17 protein-coding genes, 1 pseudogene and 1 other annotated feature are annotated in these 18733 nt (G+C 30.0%); of the genes and pseudogenes, 6 read left to right on the top strand and 12 right to left on the bottom strand.

Annotation, left to right across the window (positions count from 1 at the left end; all coding sequences use genetic code 11):
• Positions 1 to 216: pseudogene (locus B5E92_RS15660) on the top strand (hypothetical protein); the annotation flags it as partial.
• On the opposite strand, the gene B5E92_RS08450 reads toward B5E92_RS15660, so the two are convergent.
• Genes B5E92_RS08450 through B5E92_RS08465 form a run of 4 tightly spaced genes read right to left on the bottom strand, consistent with a single transcriptional unit; the run spans position 150 to position 3540 of the window.
• Positions 150 to 416 (bottom strand): hypothetical protein, encoded by a 267-nt coding sequence (locus tag B5E92_RS08450; RefSeq protein WP_087301253.1) that lies wholly within the window; start codon positions 414 to 416, stop codon positions 150 to 152. The pseudogene B5E92_RS15660 and the gene B5E92_RS08450 sit on opposite strands and share 67 nt — an antisense overlap.
• The gene (locus B5E92_RS08455; protein ID WP_087301255.1) at positions 409 to 2298 is read right to left on the bottom strand and encodes a hypothetical protein; all 1890 of its coding nucleotides are present in this window, start codon (positions 2296 to 2298) and stop codon (positions 409 to 411) included. The genes B5E92_RS08450 and B5E92_RS08455 overlap by 8 nt, the downstream gene beginning before the upstream one ends.
• Positions 2273 to 3175, bottom strand: a complete 903-nt coding sequence (locus B5E92_RS08460) for an ABC transporter ATP-binding protein (protein WP_087301257.1) — start codon at positions 3173 to 3175, stop codon at positions 2273 to 2275. The genes B5E92_RS08455 and B5E92_RS08460 overlap by 26 nt, the downstream gene beginning before the upstream one ends.
• A 2-nt stretch (positions 3176 to 3177) precedes the next feature.
• Positions 3178 to 3540 carry a GntR family transcriptional regulator gene (locus B5E92_RS08465; protein ID WP_087301259.1) on the bottom strand — a complete coding sequence of 121 codons (363 nt, stop codon included), beginning with the start codon at positions 3538 to 3540 and terminating at the stop codon, positions 3178 to 3180.
• A gap of 178 nt (positions 3541 to 3718) precedes the next feature.
• On the opposite strand from B5E92_RS08465, the gene B5E92_RS08470 reads away from it, so the two are divergent.
• The 3 genes from B5E92_RS08470 (at position 3719) to B5E92_RS08480 (ending at position 7245) form a co-directional block, all read left to right on the top strand.
• Positions 3719 to 4585 carry a DegV family protein gene (locus B5E92_RS08470; RefSeq protein ID WP_087301261.1) on the top strand — a complete coding sequence of 289 codons (867 nt, stop codon included), beginning with the start codon at positions 3719 to 3721 and terminating at the stop codon, positions 4583 to 4585.
• Between the two features lie 81 nt (positions 4586 to 4666).
• A complete protein-coding gene (gene rnjA / locus B5E92_RS08475; RefSeq protein WP_087301263.1) occupies positions 4667 to 6427 on the top strand; it encodes a ribonuclease J1 in 1761 nt (586 codons plus the stop codon).
• On the top strand, positions 6427 to 7245 hold the full coding sequence (locus tag B5E92_RS08480) for a metallophosphoesterase (protein ID WP_087301265.1): 819 nt from the start codon (positions 6427 to 6429) through the stop codon (positions 7243 to 7245). The genes rnjA and B5E92_RS08480 overlap by 1 nt, the downstream gene beginning before the upstream one ends.
• Positions 7246 to 7267: 22 nt before the next feature.
• Here B5E92_RS08480 and argB read toward each other — a convergent pair whose 3' ends face one another.
• The 6 genes from argB to B5E92_RS08510 form a co-directional block, all read right to left on the bottom strand.
• Positions 7268 to 8140, bottom strand: coding sequence for an acetylglutamate kinase (gene argB, locus B5E92_RS08485; protein WP_087301267.1), 873 nt, complete (start codon positions 8138 to 8140; stop codon positions 7268 to 7270).
• A gap of 18 nt (positions 8141 to 8158) precedes the next feature.
• Complete coding sequence (gene argJ / locus B5E92_RS08490) at positions 8159 to 9376, bottom strand: bifunctional glutamate N-acetyltransferase/amino-acid acetyltransferase ArgJ (protein ID WP_087301269.1); 1218 nt, start codon at positions 9374 to 9376, stop codon at positions 8159 to 8161.
• Between the two features lie 11 nt (positions 9377 to 9387).
• Entirely contained in the window at positions 9388 to 10425 is a 1038-nt protein-coding gene (gene argC, locus B5E92_RS08495) for an N-acetyl-gamma-glutamyl-phosphate reductase (protein WP_087301271.1), read from the bottom strand.
• Positions 10426 to 10473: 48 nt separating this feature from the next.
• Positions 10474 to 10686, bottom strand: a binding site (T-box leader).
• A 62-nt stretch (positions 10687 to 10748) separates the two neighbouring features.
• A complete protein-coding gene (locus tag B5E92_RS08500; RefSeq protein WP_087301273.1) occupies positions 10749 to 12359 on the bottom strand; it encodes a hypothetical protein in 1611 nt (536 codons plus the stop codon).
• On the bottom strand, positions 12352 to 13065 hold the full coding sequence (locus tag B5E92_RS08505; RefSeq protein WP_087301274.1) for an ABC transporter ATP-binding protein: 714 nt from the start codon (positions 13063 to 13065) through the stop codon (positions 12352 to 12354). Before B5E92_RS08505 ends, B5E92_RS08500 begins: the two co-directional genes overlap by 8 nt.
• 131 nt (positions 13066 to 13196) lie before the next feature.
• Positions 13197 to 14348, bottom strand: a complete 1152-nt coding sequence (locus tag B5E92_RS08510; protein ID WP_087301276.1) for an AI-2E family transporter — start codon at positions 14346 to 14348, stop codon at positions 13197 to 13199.
• Positions 14349 to 14503: 155 nt separating this feature from the next.
• On the opposite strand from B5E92_RS08510, the gene B5E92_RS08515 reads away from it, so the two are divergent.
• Complete coding sequence (locus B5E92_RS08515) at positions 14504 to 15715, top strand: argininosuccinate synthase (protein ID WP_087301278.1); 1212 nt, start codon at positions 14504 to 14506, stop codon at positions 15713 to 15715.
• A gap of 37 nt (positions 15716 to 15752) precedes the next feature.
• Positions 15753 to 17138 (top strand): argininosuccinate lyase, encoded by a 1386-nt coding sequence (gene argH / locus B5E92_RS08520; protein ID WP_087301280.1) that lies wholly within the window; start codon positions 15753 to 15755, stop codon positions 17136 to 17138.
• Between the two features lie 20 nt (positions 17139 to 17158).
• Here the strand turns inward: argH and B5E92_RS08525 are convergent, their stop codons facing one another.
• Together B5E92_RS08525 and B5E92_RS08530 are read right to left on the bottom strand one after the other, a co-directional pair.
• Positions 17159 to 18007 carry a S66 peptidase family protein gene (locus B5E92_RS08525; protein WP_087301282.1) on the bottom strand — a complete coding sequence of 283 codons (849 nt, stop codon included), beginning with the start codon at positions 18005 to 18007 and terminating at the stop codon, positions 17159 to 17161.
• A gap of 58 nt (positions 18008 to 18065) precedes the next feature.
• The gene (locus tag B5E92_RS08530; RefSeq protein WP_087301284.1) at positions 18066 to 18728 is read right to left on the bottom strand and encodes a TrkA family potassium uptake protein; all 663 of its coding nucleotides are present in this window, start codon (positions 18726 to 18728) and stop codon (positions 18066 to 18068) included.
• Positions 18729 to 18733: the final 5 nt, after the last annotated feature.

The following is an 18733-nucleotide window of genomic DNA, read 5'->3' on the forward strand; positions in this document are numbered from 1 at the left end:
GCTTCAATCATAGTTCCAGCTTTTAATTTACGTTATTTATTTGATTCAGGAAATTATTCACAGTATTTATCATTACCAATTACTAAAAAACAATCATTTATAATCAAATATCTTAGTGGATTAACCGTTCTTTTATTGCCACTTGTATTTTATAGTCTAATTGCTCTTATAAATGATTGTTTTTTAGTAATTGGTAATGATAAATACTGTGAATAATTTCCTGAATCAAATAAATAACGTAAATTAAAAGCTGGAACTATGATTGAAGCAATAAATACTATTGCTTTTAACATCGTAACTGGAAAATCGTCTTGATAAGAAGTAAAGTATAAAACCAAATCGAGTAAAATAAAACCACTATAAATAATAAAGACATTTTTTAATTGCTTCAAATCATTTTTATATAAGTTATTCATCCAATTCACCTGCCTCGATTGAAGTTACGGCAAAGGTATCTCCATTTTTTTCTGCTGTATATTTTACAACTATAGAGTGTTCTTCATCACTTCGAGTAACAACGTTGTATAAACTACTATAAATTACCTGAGTATCAGAAAATTCCTCTAAACCAAAATCATATTCAGTTTCTGTACTTAAATAATATAAACTGATTTTTTCACCAACAACATTTTCTAAAACTGCTTGGAACTGTGGAGCATAACTAGTACTAGCAATTTCTGATGTCAAATCGTATAAATATGTATTAGCTTCACCGACAAAAATACTACGTTTTAAAAATGCCTCATCCTTAATAATATCAAAAAGCTGATCATCTAATGGAATGATCCACTTATCATGACTACCATAAAATTCAATAAAGTCTTTTTCTATTAAATCTTTTGGTACAATTTTTTGATTATTGATAGAAGCCATTAATTTATTGATATCATCTTGATTAAAATAAAAATTTATCCCATGATATTCATCAAAATTTATATACGTTGATACATATTTTTCATCCACAAGATCATCATATTCAAAAAGCTCATCAAAATACTTGTTTCCTTCATTTTCAAAAAAATCAACGATCAAATCAGTATCAGCAAATATATCATAACTTACATTATCATTATAAATATGCACAGACATTCGTTCTTTTTGTTTTTCAAAATACTCATCAACATATACCTTATTACGATGTTTACTTAAATAATCTTGAACGTCTCTAACCATTTCAGTATCTAATTCCAATGAGTAATTATAATCGCTAAGATAAATATTATTAATACTGCCTAAAAGATTTTCTTCATTTTTATAAAAATTAAGATATCTTTCATTAACAATCAAGTAATTTAATCCAAATACCATTGCAATAACCGGGATATAGATCGCTAAATTACGATAAATATGATTTCCTTTAAAAATAACCTCTACTATTAAAGATACTAGAATACCAATAATCATATAGATTAAAAACATCATCAATATTCCAGATATTCCATAGTTAAGATCAAATTTAGTCGCTATTAGAATCAAACAAAAAAACAATATCGTTCCAACAATAATCAATCCCATTTTTAAAAAGATACTAATTTTAAAGAATACTAGCGGTTCACCAACATATTCATTTTCACGATGTTTATAAACATAATAACTAAGTATTAATAACAAAACAGCTGTTAAAAAATGTATTAAAAGGTAATGGCTGCCATTTTGAATAAAACCAATTCCTGCAGCTAAAGGTATCATCATAAAATAATACCAGGAATCAACACTTTCGATAGTCATCGGTACTAATCTAGGGCTAATATAAGTAAAACCAGCAATTAAAATTAACGGCATACAATAAAACATAATACTAAAAGCAACCTGCCCTAATCTTTTTCCAGACATACAACAAACTAAAAAGGTAATAGTATAGTAAATAAATAATAAAATAATTATCGTTAGTAAAAAACGTAAATAAAGATTATTAGGAATATAATCAAGTTTTAAAACAAACATCATTATAACTAACATTATTCCTTCTAATAATAAGGTAACTAAAGCTATTAAATAACCTGCTAAATAATTTGTTAGCCAGACTGTTTTAGTATCTAATGGTAATGAAACAATCAATGCTGATTTATTTTTATCGACCAGATAGCTTTGTAAATAGCAAGGGTAGATGAATGTCAAGATTACAGCACTAAAAGCAAAAACTATTAAACAAATCACATTAAAATCACTGTTGATCACTAACAGCGATAATAAATAAACAGCGGTAAAAATAATTAATGATATTTTAGCTGGGAAAAGATTGTTTTTGATGATTAGTTTTAATAATGAAACATTAACCCATGACTTCCTTAAGTTCATCATACTTTCCTCCTAAAGTATACAAGAAGATATCTTCTAATGATAAAGGTAAAACTTCACTAATAATTGGATGATATTTAGCGACCGTCTTATTAATTTTTTCAATATTTCCAACTATGATCAATGTGTGAACTCTTCCCATCATTTGATGTGACAAAACATTTAATTCTTGTTCCAAAGCATACATTTCATCACCATTTTCTAAAACAACCTGTAATTTATGATACCCTTCTTTTAATTTTTCCAATGATTCTCCAAAAACTATTTTCCCTTTACTTATTAAAGCAATATGATCACACATACTATCTAACTCATCTAAATGATGTGAAGAAATAAAAATTGTCATCTCACGTTCACTAACATCTTTTATCAATATATCCCAAATAACTTTACGAATGTGAGGATCTAAACCATCAAATGGTTCATCCATAATCAAATAATCAGGAGTAATAGATAGTGCTAAAATAAACATTACTTGCTTTTTCATTCCTTTTGAAAACTTACTGAAATTTTCCCGTCCTGTATACTTAAACATCTTCATTAATGTTAAATATCGAATTTCATCAAAATTAGGATAAATTCCTTGATACAAAGTTTTTATATCATTAATATTTCTTCCAAAGACATCAAAAAACTCATCAGGAATATATACCATCCTAGCTTTAGCTTCTGGATTTTCATATACACGCATCCCATCTAATTCTACAAAACCAGTATCACCTTGATAAACACCTACTAAGTGACGAATCAAAGTAGTCTTACCAGCACCATTTTCACCAATAATGCCATAAATAGAACCTTTAGGTATATTTAAATTAATATTATTTAAAATTTGTTTATGACCAATTTTTTTCGATAACTCTTTTACAACTAACATTGCTATTCCTCCCATGCTCGCTCTAAAAGCTGACATAATTGTTCAAAAGAAAGATCAACATATTTGCTTTTTACGACGATTTCCTTGATAAGTTCATCAATCTGATTTTTAAAAAGCTCCGTTTGTAATGTCTGCTTACGACTAACAAAACTCCCTTTACCAGGTAAAGAGTGGATAAATCCCTGCTCTTCTAATAAACGATATGCTTTAACAACAGTATTAGGATTTATATGTAATGATGATGAAAGTTCTCTTACAGAAGGTAACTTATCATCAGGGCGTAACAATCCAGTTGTAATATATTTTAATAATTGATGATAAAGCTGTTCATAAATTGGAATATTACTATTATGATCAATTTGCATAAAAAGCCCCTTTCTTTATGATTCTAATTGTAGTATAACAAAGTTACAACTGTATTACAAGAAATAGAACAGTATAGACATATTCAATAATATGTCTATTAATTATCATAAATCTATTAAATAGTTTGCATTTTTTATGATTTTAAGTAAAATATGGTTTATAGATAGGAGGCTTTTTATGAGTAAAGTTGCAATTATTACCGATAGTAATTCTGGAATAAGCCAAGATGAAGGTAAAAAATTAGGCATTAAAGTTTTACCAATGCCCTTTACTATTGATGGCAAAACATATTATGAAGATATCAACTTAACCCAAGATGAATTTTATGAAAAGCTGATGAATGGTGCTGAAGTATTTACAAGTCAGCCATTAGTTGGTGATGTTAGTAAACTATGGGATGAAGTACTACAAGAATATGATGAAATTGTTCATATTCCAATGTCTAGCGGCTTAAGCGGTTCTTGTCAAACAGCAATCATGTTAGCTAATGAATATGACGGTAAGGTTCAAGTAGTTGATTCTCAAAGAATATCTGTAACTCAAAAATGGGATGTTTTAGATGCTATTGAAATGGCTAAAAATGGTAAATCAGCCGAAGAAATTAAAGAAATTCTTGAAGCTAATAAATTTAATGCTTCTATTTATATTACTGTAAATACATTAGAGTATCTTCGTAAAGGTGGGCGAATTACACCTGCTGTAGCAATTTTAGGTGGAATGATGAAAATCAAACCAATTCTTCAAATCCAAGGCGAAAAATTAGATACTTTTTCAAAAAGTAGAACAATGTCAAAAGCAACTAAGATCATGATTGATGCTATTAAAAAAGACATTGAAGAACGAATCGATCCTGAAGGTCATGGTAAAAATGTTCATTTATGTGTAGCTTATACTTTTGACCGTCAACAAGGATTAGAATTAAAACAAGAATTAGAAGCTCTCTATCATGATTCAATAATTTTTTGCGATCCGTTATCATTAAGTGTTTCATGTCACATTGGACCACATGCATTAGCAATTGCTGCATGTAAAAAGATTATTTAGACAAGAAACTTTGTTTCTTGTCTTTTATTTTATGTTATAATTATTTAATAAAGAAGACAAAATAAAACAAGGAGGAAATTTATGCAAGAAAGGCCAAAGACATATAATAAACAAACTGGCAAATCACAGATAAGAAAAAAGAACTATTCTAAAAAAAACAATAATCAAAAAACAAATAATAACATCGATACTAAAGTATTTGCGTTAGGTGGCTTAAATGAAATTGGAAAAAACACCTACTGCTTTGAACATGATAATGAAATTTTTATTGTTGATGCTGGGGTTAAATTTGCAGAAGAAGGCTTACCAGGAATCGATTATGTTATTCCTGACTACACTTATTTAAAAAGAAATGAAAAGAAAATTCGTGGTTTATTAATAACTCATGGTCACGAAGATCATATTGGTGGTATTCCTTTTTTACTACAAATAGTAAAAATACCATTTATCTATGCAACTCCTTTAGCTAGTGCAATGATAAAAAGGAAACTTGAAGAACGACGTTTAACTAATGCAACTAAGATAATTGAAATTGATGATGAATATCAAATTCATTCACGTTATTTTAATATTGGTTTTTTCAAAACCAATCACTCAATTCCTGAATCATTAGGAATTATTATTAATACACCAAATGGACGAATTATTGAAACTGGTGATTTTAAATTTGACTTATCACCTGTAGGTGATCCTGCTGATTATCAAAAAATGTCATTTTTAGGAGAAACAGGTGTAACCTTATTAATGAGTGATTCGACAAATGCTGAAGTACCAACTTTTTCGATCAGTGAAAAAATAGTTGCTAACAGTGTTCAAGAAGAATTTAGAAAAACTGAGGGGCGTTTGATTGTAGCAACTTTTGCCTCTAACGTTCATCGAGTTCAACAAATTGTTGAAGCAGCTGTAAAATTTAATCGTAAAATTTTAGTTTATGGACGTTCTATGGAAAATAATATTCAAGTATCTAGAGCAATGGGATACATTAAATGTCCTGATCGTTTTTTCATTAAAAATGATCAAGCTAAAAAATTACCTGATAATGAAATTTTAATATTATGTACTGGTTCCCAAGGTGAAGCCTTGGCAGCCTTAAGTCGAATTGCCAATGGAACTCATAAATTTGTTAAAATCAAACCTGGTGATACTGTAGTATTTTCATCAAATCCGATCCCTGGTAATGCCTATAGCGTAAATGTCGTTGTTAATAAACTATTTAGAGCTGGTGCTCGAGTTTTAACTAATACTGCTTTTAATAATTTACATACTTCAGGGCATGCTTCACAAGAAGAACAGAAATTGATGATGCTACTTACAAAACCAAAATACTTTTTCCCAGTTCATGGTGAATATCGAATGTTAAAAATTCATGCTGAATTATCACAAGATGTTGGTATTCCACCAGAAAATACTTTTGTTTTATCAAACGGGGATACTATATTATTAAACAATGGAACAGCACGTTTAGGTCCAAGAATTCATGTTGAAGATATTTATGTTGATGGTAATGATATTAGCGGTTTATCAACTGCTGTATTACGAGATCGTCAGATTTTATCTGAAGATGGTATGGTTTCAATCTTGATTAGCATGGATTCTCGTAGTGGCAAATTATTAAGTCGACCAGTTATTATTTCTCGTGGTTTTGTTTATATGAAAGATAGTTTTAAAATGATCAGGGAAGCTGAACATTTAGTTGAAGTCAATTTATCAAAATTATTACAGGGCAAAACTACTTTTGGAGAAATTAAAAATACTACCCGTGATATTTTATCTTCTTATTTTTATCGTAAAACCAAACGTAATCCAATGATTATTCCAGTAATCATGAATAAAAAGGTATGATGAAAAAAAAGATTAGAATAATTAAAGTATTAATTTTAGTAATTATTATTCTCTTGGCTGGATTTACTTATTATTACAGTCATTCTATTGCCCCAGAGGGCTATGAAATTCAAGAATCAACTATTACTAATGATAGTTTACCTGAAGAATTTAATAATTTTAAAATTGGTTTTATAAGTGATATTAATCTTGAAGATAGTAGTGATATTGAACGATTAGGAGAAATTGTGGCTTCGCTTAATGATCAAAATGTTGATATGGTGATATTTGGTGGTGATTTATTCCAAAGTAGTGCTTTTGAAACTGAAAAAGTAATCAGTACTTTATCAAACATTAATTCTAAATTCGGTAAATTTGCGGTTTTAGGTGAAAAAGATTTAACAATTGCTACTGATGTTACCGCCATATTAAATGAAGGTGGTTTTGAAGTTCTTCACAATGAATATCGACCAATCTATTACAAAAATGCTTCGATTAGCTTATTTGGTTTAGAAAGCAATGGTGATATTAGTGGTCTATTAAACGATAACAACAAAGATAGCTATAAACTAGCTGTCGTTCATGAACCAGATTATTTTACAACAACTGCTAAAAGCGCTATTGCATTACAGCTATCAGGGCATACTATGGGCGGTTATATTCGATTACCAATAATTGGTGGTTTGTTTACTAAAACAAATGGATCTACTTATGTAAGTGGTCGACATACTATCGATGATAGTGAACTAATTATTTCTAATGGTTTAGGAATGGAAAATGGTTATGAATATCGTTTATTTTGTCCTAATCAAATTAATATTGTTACATTAAAAAAATAACGAAATGATGAAAATCACTTCGTTATTTTTTAATTTCTGTTCCAACACCATTAGTTGTAAAAATTTCTATCAATAAACTATGTTCAAGACGACCATCTAAAATATGAACCTTTTTTACGTCTTCTTGAACAGCATCTAGACAATTCTTCAACTTAGGAATCATTCCCCCAGTAATTACCCCTTGTTCAAACAACTCTTTAGCTGACTTAGTATCAATAACCGATATCAAAGTACTTGGATCATTTGGATCTTTTAAAACTCCTTCAATATCTGTCAAAAATACTAATTTACTTGCTTTCAAGCCGCGAGCAACAGCTGTCGCTACATCATCAGCATTAATATTATAAGCATTATATTTACTATCTAAACCTATAGTTGAAATTATTGGCGTATAATCTTTTTCTAATAATGTTTCAATTAAATTAATATCAACATTAATAATTTCACCAACATAACCTATATCTTCACCTTTAGGCAATGCTTTTTTTACTGTAATTAAATTACCATCTTTCCCTGACAAACCAACAGCATGAGTTCCAATTCGTTCCATATGCTGAACTAACCCTTTGTTAATTTTACCTGATAAAACCATTTCAGCAACTTCTAAAGTTTCTTTATCAGTAACCCGTAAACCATTTTTAAAATTACTTTTAATCCCTACTTTTGTTAACCATTTATTAATATCATTACCACCACCATGAACGATAACCGGTTTGATCCCTACTGATTTTAATACCGCGATATCTTTTAAAACACTATGTTTTATTACTTCATTAGTCATGGCACTGCCACCATATTTGATAACAACAATGTTCCCATTAAATTTTTGAATATAACTTAAAGCATCAACCAATACTTGGGCTTTACTTTGTTCAATCGTTCTTGTTTGTACCATATATTTCCCCCTTATTAACTATGAGCGATAATCAGCATTGATTTTTACATAATCATATGTTAAATCACAACCCCATGCTGTCGCTTGATAATTTCCATTATGAATATCAATAATTGCTTTTACTTCACTGCTCGACAAGATTTTTGTTGCTAATTCTTCACTATAATCAGTTGCCATCCCCATAGCTACTAATTGTAATGTTCCAAACTCACTAGCAATTTTTAAATCAACATTATATGGGTCAAATTGTTCCCCTGAATAACCCATTGCACATAGCAATCTTCCCCAATTGGCATCATTACCATAGATTGCTGTTTTAACTAATGGTGATGTACAAACACTTTTAGCAATCACTTTAGCCTGATTAATACTATTAGCACCATGTACCTGTACTTCTAATAATTTAGTAGCCCCTTCTCCATCACCAGCAATTGCTTTAGCTAAAAATTCATTAACATAATATAAAGCCTCTTTAAATACTTGATAATCAGTATTTTCTTCATTAATTTCCGGATTATCAGCCAATCCATTAGCTAATAATAATACCGTATCATTAGTTGAAGTATCTCTATCAACTGAAATCATATTAAATGTATCAGGAATAATTTCTTTTAAAGCCTTATTTAATAAAGTTTTAGAGATATTACAATCAGTAGTAATAAAACCAAGCATTGTTGCCATATTAGGATGAATCATTCCAGAACCTTTACAGCAAGCCCCAATAGTTACTGTTTTACCACCTAATTCAATTTCCACAGCAAGATGTTTAGCTTTAGTATCTGTAGTTAAAATAGCTGTTGCTACATCCATCCCACCATCTTCTTTTAATAACGGTTTAACTTGTTCAACCCCATTTTTAATAACTTCCATTGGTAATTGTTTACCAATTACTCCTGTCGAACAAATTAATACTTCTTCTTTATTAATTGAAAAATTATCAGCTACTATTTTAGCAAACTCTTCATTATTTTCGATTCCTTCTTGACCAGTACAAGCATTAGCAACCCCACTATTGATTGCAATTACTCGAGCATGGTCATAATTTTCAACGATCATTTTATCCCATAATACTGGTGCCGCTTTAACAACGTTTTGAGTAAATGTCCCCACAGCTTTAGCAGCTACAGTACTATAGATTAAAGCTAAATCTTTCTTTTCTTTCTTTATACCAACATGTTCACCAACACCAAAAAACCCTTTTGGTGAAGTAACAGTTCCTGTTTCAATTATTTTCATTTCTATTCCCCCTATAAAATTGCTGGTGCTAACATTAAACCTTCTTTTTCATCAAGACCAAACATAATATTCATATTTTGAATAGCCTGCCCTGCAGCACCTTTAACTAAATTATCCATAGCTCCCATCATAATAACGCGATTAGTACGTGGGTCAATTTGATAATTTACATCAACAAAATTGCTTGCCTTAACACTTCTTACTTCAGGAACAACTCCTGGTTTTAATACCCTAACAAAATATTCATCATCATAACATTGATAAGCTTTTTCAACATCTTCTTTACTAACACCTGGTTTCAATTTAGCATAAGCTGTTACTAAAATGCCACGATTCATCGGTACTAAATGTGGTGTAAAATTCAATAAAACAGTTTTATTAGCTACATAGCCTAGCTGTTCTTCAATTTCTGGTGTATGGCGATGTGTTGTTACCCCATAAGCTTTGATACTTTCATTAACTTCACAATATAAATTAGCAACTTTGGCAGATCTACCAGCACCGCTAACTCCGCTTTTAGCATCAATTATCAACGTATCTGTTTCAATTAAATTTGCTTTTACAAGTGGATATATTGATAAAATTGAACAAGTTGGATAACATCCTGGATTAGCAATTAAACGAGCTGCTTTTATTTTTTCACGATTAATCTCACATAATCCATAAACAGCCTCATCAATAAATTGTGGTGAAGCATGCTTAATTCCATACCAGGCTTCATATGTTGCAACATCTTTGATACGATAATCAGCACTCAAGTCAATCACCTTGACTTTATTCAAGACATTTTCATTAACTGTTTTAGCACATACCCCTTGTGGTGTTGCAAAAAATACAACATCAACATCATCTAAATAATCTTCAATATTTTCATCAACACATTTTTGATCTAATAATTTAAAATAACTTGAATAAACAGAACTATACTCTTGATCAGTGTATGTCCTTGATGAAACCCATTTAATCTCAACGTCTTTATGTGTTAATAAAAATCGTACTAGTTCACAACCACCATATCCAGTTGCCCCTACTATACCTACTCTAATCATTTTGTTAGTCCCCCATTTCTTTAATATAAATAAAAAACGTCTCTTGAACCAAGAGACGAAATTAACCGCGTTACCACTCTAATTATCATAAGTTGACCTTATGACCACTTTCATCGATAAGGGCGATAACCCGAAAGTGATACTATTATTTCCCACTTTCCTCTCGTAAATGCGCTTTATCTTAACTAGATTACTAACCTTCCACCAACGCTAGCTCGCTAAAACCATCATTAAGACTACTCTTTTAGTCATCGAGTTTGACTAATATTATAATACGGAAAATGATTTTGTCAAACAAATTTTAACATTTCTTATTTACAAGCTTAAAATTTAGCGAATTGTTTAGCACCCCAGGTATTCAATAAATAATAGCCAAAGATATCCAAAACAATTAGAATTACTGCAATTAAATACGTATAATTAATAGCACTAATAAACTCATTAAATAATAGAATATAACCACCGGCAACCAAGACAACAAAAGCCATTGTTCCAAGCATTGCAATCATTACAGCCATACTTTGTTTAACAACAATTGTCTCATTTACCCAATCAAATTTTGGTTTCCATAAATTTATCAATAAACCAAAAATTGCTTCAAAAACGATAAAGATCACTGGTACCAAAATCACTATTAATGCATCAACAATATTAAGCGAAAAAACATATATTCCCGCTAAAGAGAAGATAATTGCTGGTGGTATACAAAGTACGATATGCAATAACAATTTACTATCTAATATATCTTTAGTTTTAAGTGGTAATGATTTAATGATCCATAATCGATTTCCCTCTAAGGAAATCAAGCTAGCACTAATATAGTTAAAAGAACTAACCCCTATAATTACTAAACACAAACCAGCAACGAGCCACTCATTTAATGTTCCTTGTAATAAAGGAGATATTGATTGAACAATAATTTTTACATCATTGCTTTTTACAATTAAAGCCCCAGCTAAAAAAATTGTAAAAGCAATTCCAATAGCTGAATTCATCATTACCATTGGATTAGAGGTAAAATGTCTTAACTCACGCATAAATAATGATTTTTTCAAACCATTAGTTTTAATATCTGTTTGTTTTAATTTTCCTTTCTTTACTCCTGATTTTGAAGTCGTTAATTTAATAAAATTTAATGACAATAAATAAATCACAAGTACAAACGGTATTAAAGCCGTTAATAAATAGACAATCAGGCTAAATAAATTCATATCACTAATAGCTTTAGCTAAGTGATAAATTGGATATAATTTACTTTCTACAATTTCACCGATCGTTTCACCATTTGTTATTAAAGAAGCTAGATATTCAGGCATTTTATTTACTAAATAAAAATACGCTACCAATACTCCTAATGATAAAACCATCGTAATAAAAGTTTTACTAGGTATCTTCTTTAAAATCATTGTTATTAACCAGCCAAAAACACAACTTAATGCTAAAACAAATAATGGCAAAGTTACAAAAACAATTATAAAAATAAGCATTTGCAAACCATTAAAAGGCTGATGTAAATAATAAACAATAATTGCCGGTAAAGCAATTAAAGCTTCATAAACATAATTCAAAAGTAAAACTACTAAAATTCTACTTAATAAAATATCTCTTGTTTTAATTGGCATCGATAACAACAAATCATTATCTTTAGCCCCATATATTTCCTGTTGAGTATAAAAAATACTCCCCAAAAAACAAAACAAAATAACAACCAAAGCCATTAATCCAAAATACAACCACTCATAACCACTTGCAATAAATGGTTCGATTATTAAATCAAAAAAATATCCAAAAACAGCTACCAGGACAATTCCTAAATAGATAAAAAGCAACGAAAATAAAATCATCTTTCCAATACTAAGTTTTTTCTTTTTACTTCCCATCATTGACTTTAAAAACAAGCCCTGAAAACGAATTTTCACTAATGTTTTAAGCATGGTCATCCTCCAACTCTAAAAATACTTCTTCTAACGAATCATCACCAATGACTTCTTGAGTATTTCCAGAAACAATTAATTTTCCCTTTTTTATGATTGCAATTTGATCACATAGTTTTTCAGCAACTTCCAATACATGGGTTGAAAAAAAGATTGCGCCACCTGCTTGACATAAATCATGCATCAATTCTTTTAACAAATGAGAAGCTTTAGGATCAAGACCAACAAACGGTTCATCCATAATAATCAATTTAGGATCATGAATCAATGCTGAAATAACTGCTAATTTTTGTTTCATCCCATGTGAATAAGCACTAATAGGTTCTTTTAATGAATCAGCAATTTCAAACATCTCACTATATTTTTTTATTCTTTCTTGACGATCTTGCTGGCTAACACCATAAACATCCGCAATAAAATTTAAATACTTAATCCCTGTTAAATACTCATATAAATCAGGATTATCAGGAATATAAGCCATGATTTTTTTACATTCAAGCGGCTGGTTTTTTATTGATTTACCATCAATAAAAATATCACCCTGATCAAATTGTAGTATTCCGGCAATTGCTTTTAATGTTGTAGTTTTCCCAGCCCCATTATGACCAATGAAGCCATATATTTGCCCCTTTTTTATATGCAGTGATAAATTATCAACTGCTTTTTTACTACCAAAAGTCTTACTTAAATTTTCAATTTTTAACATATAAGTCCCCCTCAAATTATCAAATCTAAAAATCTATTTAGATTATTTTCTAAATAGATTATAGCACATTAAAATATCATTTAGAACACCCCAATATATACTTTAATAGAATCTTAATAAAAATGAGGTTATCATTCGATAACCTCTACATTCTCCTTAACTTTCAGTCGCTTCTCTCTATTTTTTACTTGTATTTTAACTAAAGAATAAATTACAGATACTATTGGTACTCCTAATAAAACTCCGGTAATCCCCCATAAACTACCACCAACCGTTACTGCAAATAAAACCCAAATTGAAGGTAAGCCAATTGTAGACCCAACTACTCGTGGATAAATCAAATCACCTTCTAATTGTTGTAAAATAACTAGGAAAATAATAAAGATAAAAGCTTGCATATAATCAACCGTAAAGATCATAAATGCTCCAATTGCCCCACCAATAAAAGCACCGATAATTGGAATAAAGGCTGTAATTCCTACTAAAGAACCCACCATTGGAGCATATGGCAATCCTAAAATAATCATTCCAATTGTACATAGCGCTCCTAAGATAAAAGCTTCTACTGTTTGTCCAATAATAAAATTAGAAAAAGTAGTTCTAGAAAGTCGTGCTACTTCAAATATATTATCAGCTACTTTGCTTGGTAGATAAGCATTAATTAATCTTTTAGTCTGATCCTTTAATGTTTCTTTAGACATTAAGATATATATTGCAAAAACTAGTCCTAAAACAAAATTTACAATCCCATTTACGATAACAGCTAATATATCAATGGTCGAATCAAGCACACCACTAAATTCTGTTTTAGCAAATTTTGATAACTCATTTCCTAGACTTTCAACATCTATTTGATTAATCAGATTTTCTAGTTGTGGTAAATAGATGCTATGACTATCCGTCCAGTTTTGTAAATTATCAATTACTTCCGGTAAAGAAAGAGCAATCACTTTAATAGCGCTAACAAGTTCTGGAATAATTAAAATAATGATAATGGCCACTACTCCGACAACCAGAGCAATTGAACCAAGAATACTTAAAACCCGCTTAAGGATTTTAAGCTTAGGATTTACAATAACTTTTGATAATTGTTTTTCAATTCTTATCATTAAAACATTTAAAACAAAAGCAATCATGCACCCAATAATAAATGGCATTAAAACTGATAGTAATTTACTTAACAAAGATAATACTATTTGATAATGATTCAAAATCCAATATGCAATAATGGCAATTATGACAAGTTTTAATGTTTTTTTATAATCTATTTCTATTTTATTCATAAAGCCCTCCCGATTTTTAGATAATTTTATTTTATCATTATTACTATAATATGAACAATTAATAAAATGGTTATTATTACGATAAAGCATTGCAATTTTAAACACTTTAGTTTATTATAATGATAATTTAATGTTACTTTAAGGGGGAATTTTAGATGAAAGAAAAAGTTATTCTTGCTTACTCTGGCGGATTAGACACAACTGCAATTATTCCTTGGTTAAAAGAAAATTATGACTATGAAGTAATCTGCTGTTGTATCGACGTTGGACAAGGCGATGAATTAGACGGCCTTGAAGAACGAGCAAAAGCTTGTGGCGCAACTAAATTATATGTAAAACATGTAGTTGATGAATATGTTAAAGACTATATTATGCCTACTGTTCAAGCTGATGCTGTCTTCGAATATAAATACTTATTAGGAACTGCTACTGCAAGACCTTTAATTGCTAAAGTATTAGTAGATGTAGCTAGACAAGAAGGGGCTACTGCAATTTGTCATGGGGCTACTGGTAAAGGAAATGACCAGATTCGTTTTGAACTTGGTATCAAAGCCTTAGCACCTGATTTAAAAATCATTGCTGCTTGGCGTGATCCAAAATGGACAATGGATTCTAGAGAATCTGAAATTGAATATTGTAAAGAACATGGTATTGATTTACCATTCTCAGCTGATTCAAGTTATTCACGTGATCGTAATATTTGGCATATTTCTCATGAAGGATTAGAACTTGAAAATCCTGAAAATACACCAAATTATGACCATTTATTAGTTTTATCTAATTCACCAGAAAAAGCACCTGATGAAGCAGAACATGTCGTACTTGAATGGGAAAAAGGGGTCCCAGTTAAAATTAACGGTAAAGCTAAATCACTAACTGCTATTTTAGAAGAATTAAATGAATTAGGTGGAAAACATGGAATTGGTATTGTAGATATCGTTGAAAACCGTGTTGTTGGTATGAAATCTCGTGGTGTTTATGAAACTCCAGGGGGAACTATTTTAATGGAAGCTCATCGCCAATTAGAAGAATTAGTTCTTGATCGTGAAACTTTAAAATATAAACGCTTGGTATCTGTAGAGTTTGCAGAATTAGTTTATGGTGCTAAATGGTTTTCACCACTTAGAGAAGCTTTAACTGCTTTTGTTGATAAAACTCAAGAAGTTGTTAGCGGAACAACTAAATTTAGATTATATAAAGGTAATATTATTAAAGAAGGTACTACTTCACCATATTCATTATATGATGAAGATATCGCAAGCTTTGCTACTGGTGATTTATATGATCATCATGATGCTGAAGGATTCATTACTTTATATGGACTTTCAACTAAAGTTAGAGCAATGAAATTAAATAATAAAAAATAAAAAGGGCTAATGCCCTTTTATTATAAGGAGGAAATTTATGAATCTATGGGGTGGACGTTTTACTAAACCTACCAATCAATTAGTCTATGACTTTAATGCATCAATCAGTTTTGATCAAACATTCTATCGTCAAGATATTCAAGGTAGTATCGCTCATGTTAAGATGCTTGCCAAACAAGGGATTTTAACTAAAAAAGAAGGTCAACAAATTGAAACAGCATTACAACAGATTTTAGCCGATATTGAAAATGGCACATTAAAAATCGACAATACTCAAGAAGATATTCACAGTTTTGTAGAATCAACTTTAATTGATCGTATTGGTGATACTGGTAAAAAATTACATACTGGTCGTAGTCGTAACGACCAGGTTGCTTTGGATATGCGTTTATATACCCGCGATCAAATTTTGATGTTAAATACTTTAATTCATGATTTATTAATTACTATTAATGACATCATGAAAGAACATATCGATACAATAATGCCTGGCTTTACTCATTTACAAAAAGCCCAGCCAATTACTTTAGCTCATCATATGGGCGCATATTTTGAAATGTTTAAACGTGATAGCAGTCGTTTAGAAGATATATATAAACGTATGAATGTCTGTCCATTAGGATCTGGAGCCTTAGCGGGAACAACTTATCCTCTAGATCGCGAATATACTGCTGAATTATTAGGATTTGACGGTCCATGTTTAAATAGTATTGATGGCGTAAGTGATCGTGATTATTTAATCGAATTATTAAGTGCCATGGCGACAATGATGATGCATATGTCAAGAATTAGTGAAGAAATAATTATCTGGAATACTAATGAATATCAATTTGTTGAACTGGATGATACTTTTTCAACTGGATCTTCAATCATGCCACAGAAAAAAAATCCTGATATTGCTGAATTAATCAGAGGAAAAACTGGACGTGTTTATGGTGCTTTAACTAGCTTACTTACAACAATGAAGGGTCTACCACTTGCATATAATAAAGATATGCAAGAAGATAAAGAGTTATTTTTCGACGCCCTAACAACTACTAAAGGATGTTTACAATTATTAAATGATATGTTAAAAACAACTACATTTAATAAAACAAAAATGCGTAAATCAGCTACTGGTGGTTTCACTAATGCTACTGATGCCGCTGATTATTTAGTTAATAAAGGCGTTCCATTTAGAGATGCTCATGGTATTATTGGTAAATTAGTTTTATATGCCATTGAACAAAATAAAGATTTAGATGATTTAACTATTGATGAATTTAAAGCTATTTGTGATGTATTTGATGAAGATATTTATGAAGCAATAAGCGTTGAAACTTGTGTTAATAAACGAAATACAATCGGTGCCCCAGGAATTGAGGCTATGAAAAAAGTAATTGCTTTAAATGAACAATTTTTAGCTGAATTTGCAAGCAAATAGGTCAAGAAATATTTCTTGACCTATTTTTTTAATCGATATTCTTTACCAATAATTAAACACTTTGAATTTCGACTATGTCCAATATCATCCGTTTTAGCAATCGCTAGATTTTTATCATTAATAATTCTAGTTGCTAAAGCTACAATATCAGGATATTCATTATTTCTTTCCATCTCAGTAAAGGTTCCTAATAACAATCCTGAAATTTTTTGAAAAACTCCCATTTGTTTTAGCTGGGTTAAATAAGTAGTCATTAACGCAACATCACCGCTATAGCTTTCTAAAAATAAAATTCGATTAGAAAAATCCGGTAAATACTTAGTTCCAGCCAGCTTTAAAAAACAGCGAATATTACCACCAACTACAACTCCTGACATCTGGGTCTGTTGAATAAAACAATATGAAAAATCATATAAATCATTTTGATTTAAAAATACACTATTATTAAAATCATCATATTGCTGTTTTAAAAGAATATTTCTAATTTGATACAAATATTCACATTGACCAGTTTGATGATATAAAGCATTAATAACAGTTGTTAAATCACTATAACCCCAGAATGGTTTCGGGTTTCTTTTAATCAAATCATAGTCAAGTAAATCCAGTATTTCATTTGCAATATTTCCTCCAGAAACGTCAAATATTGCTTTGATTTCATTATCATTATAACTATCCATAAGCACTTTAGCACGATTTTTAGCATCAGTGGCAAATACTGATTCTTGACGGTAAAGATATGGACTTAACACCGGTATTAATCCAGCTTTTTTTAAAATCATATATAGGTTTTCAATCTGCTTGCTTTGGCTATCTAAAAGGCCATTAGAACAGGCAATTATATTTATTTTATCACCTTGTTGTAACATTTTATCCACCTGCCTTGAACCTTTATTATAGCATAAAAACTAATTTTTTAAGATTATATTAACTAGTAAAAATTTGATTCAATTTTTCAATTGCCTGATCATCACCAAAAGCTAAAATATTCTGTCCCGCTTCAATTACTGTATCACCATGAGGAATTAATAATTCATCGTCTTGGTAGATAGCGATCAATAAAGCGTTATTAGGCATATCAAGTTGAGATACTGTTTTTCCAACGTAACTAGAATGATAATCTACTCGAATACGTACAATTGAATAATCACCTTTTGATAATTTTAATAAAGTCATTAAAGATTGATAATTCATTTCATCAGCAATCATATGACCAATAATATCTGCTTGATTAATCTTAGTATCAATTCCCATTCCTGAGTTAAACAACCAGACATTTTTAGGATTATTAACACGTCCAATTACTCGTGGTACATCGTATTCAAATTTAGAAACCATTGCTGCTGTTAAATTTATTTCATCAAGACCAGTAACACAGACCAAAGCATCACATTCTCTAATACCAGCTTTTTCTAAAACATCAACATCGGTACCATCACCAACAACTAGTAATTCTTCTGGTAGATTATAGTTTTTAAAATTTTCAATTGATTTAGGACGATTTTCAATTACTTTAACATCATGATTTTCATATAGCAAACCAGCAATATAAGTTCCTACCTGGCCACCACCTATAATAATTACTCTCATATTAT

The organism is Erysipelatoclostridium sp. An15, assembly GCF_002160675.1.
Taxonomy (GTDB): domain Bacteria; phylum Bacillota_I; class Bacilli_A; order Erysipelotrichales; family Coprobacillaceae; genus Thomasclavelia; species Thomasclavelia merdavium.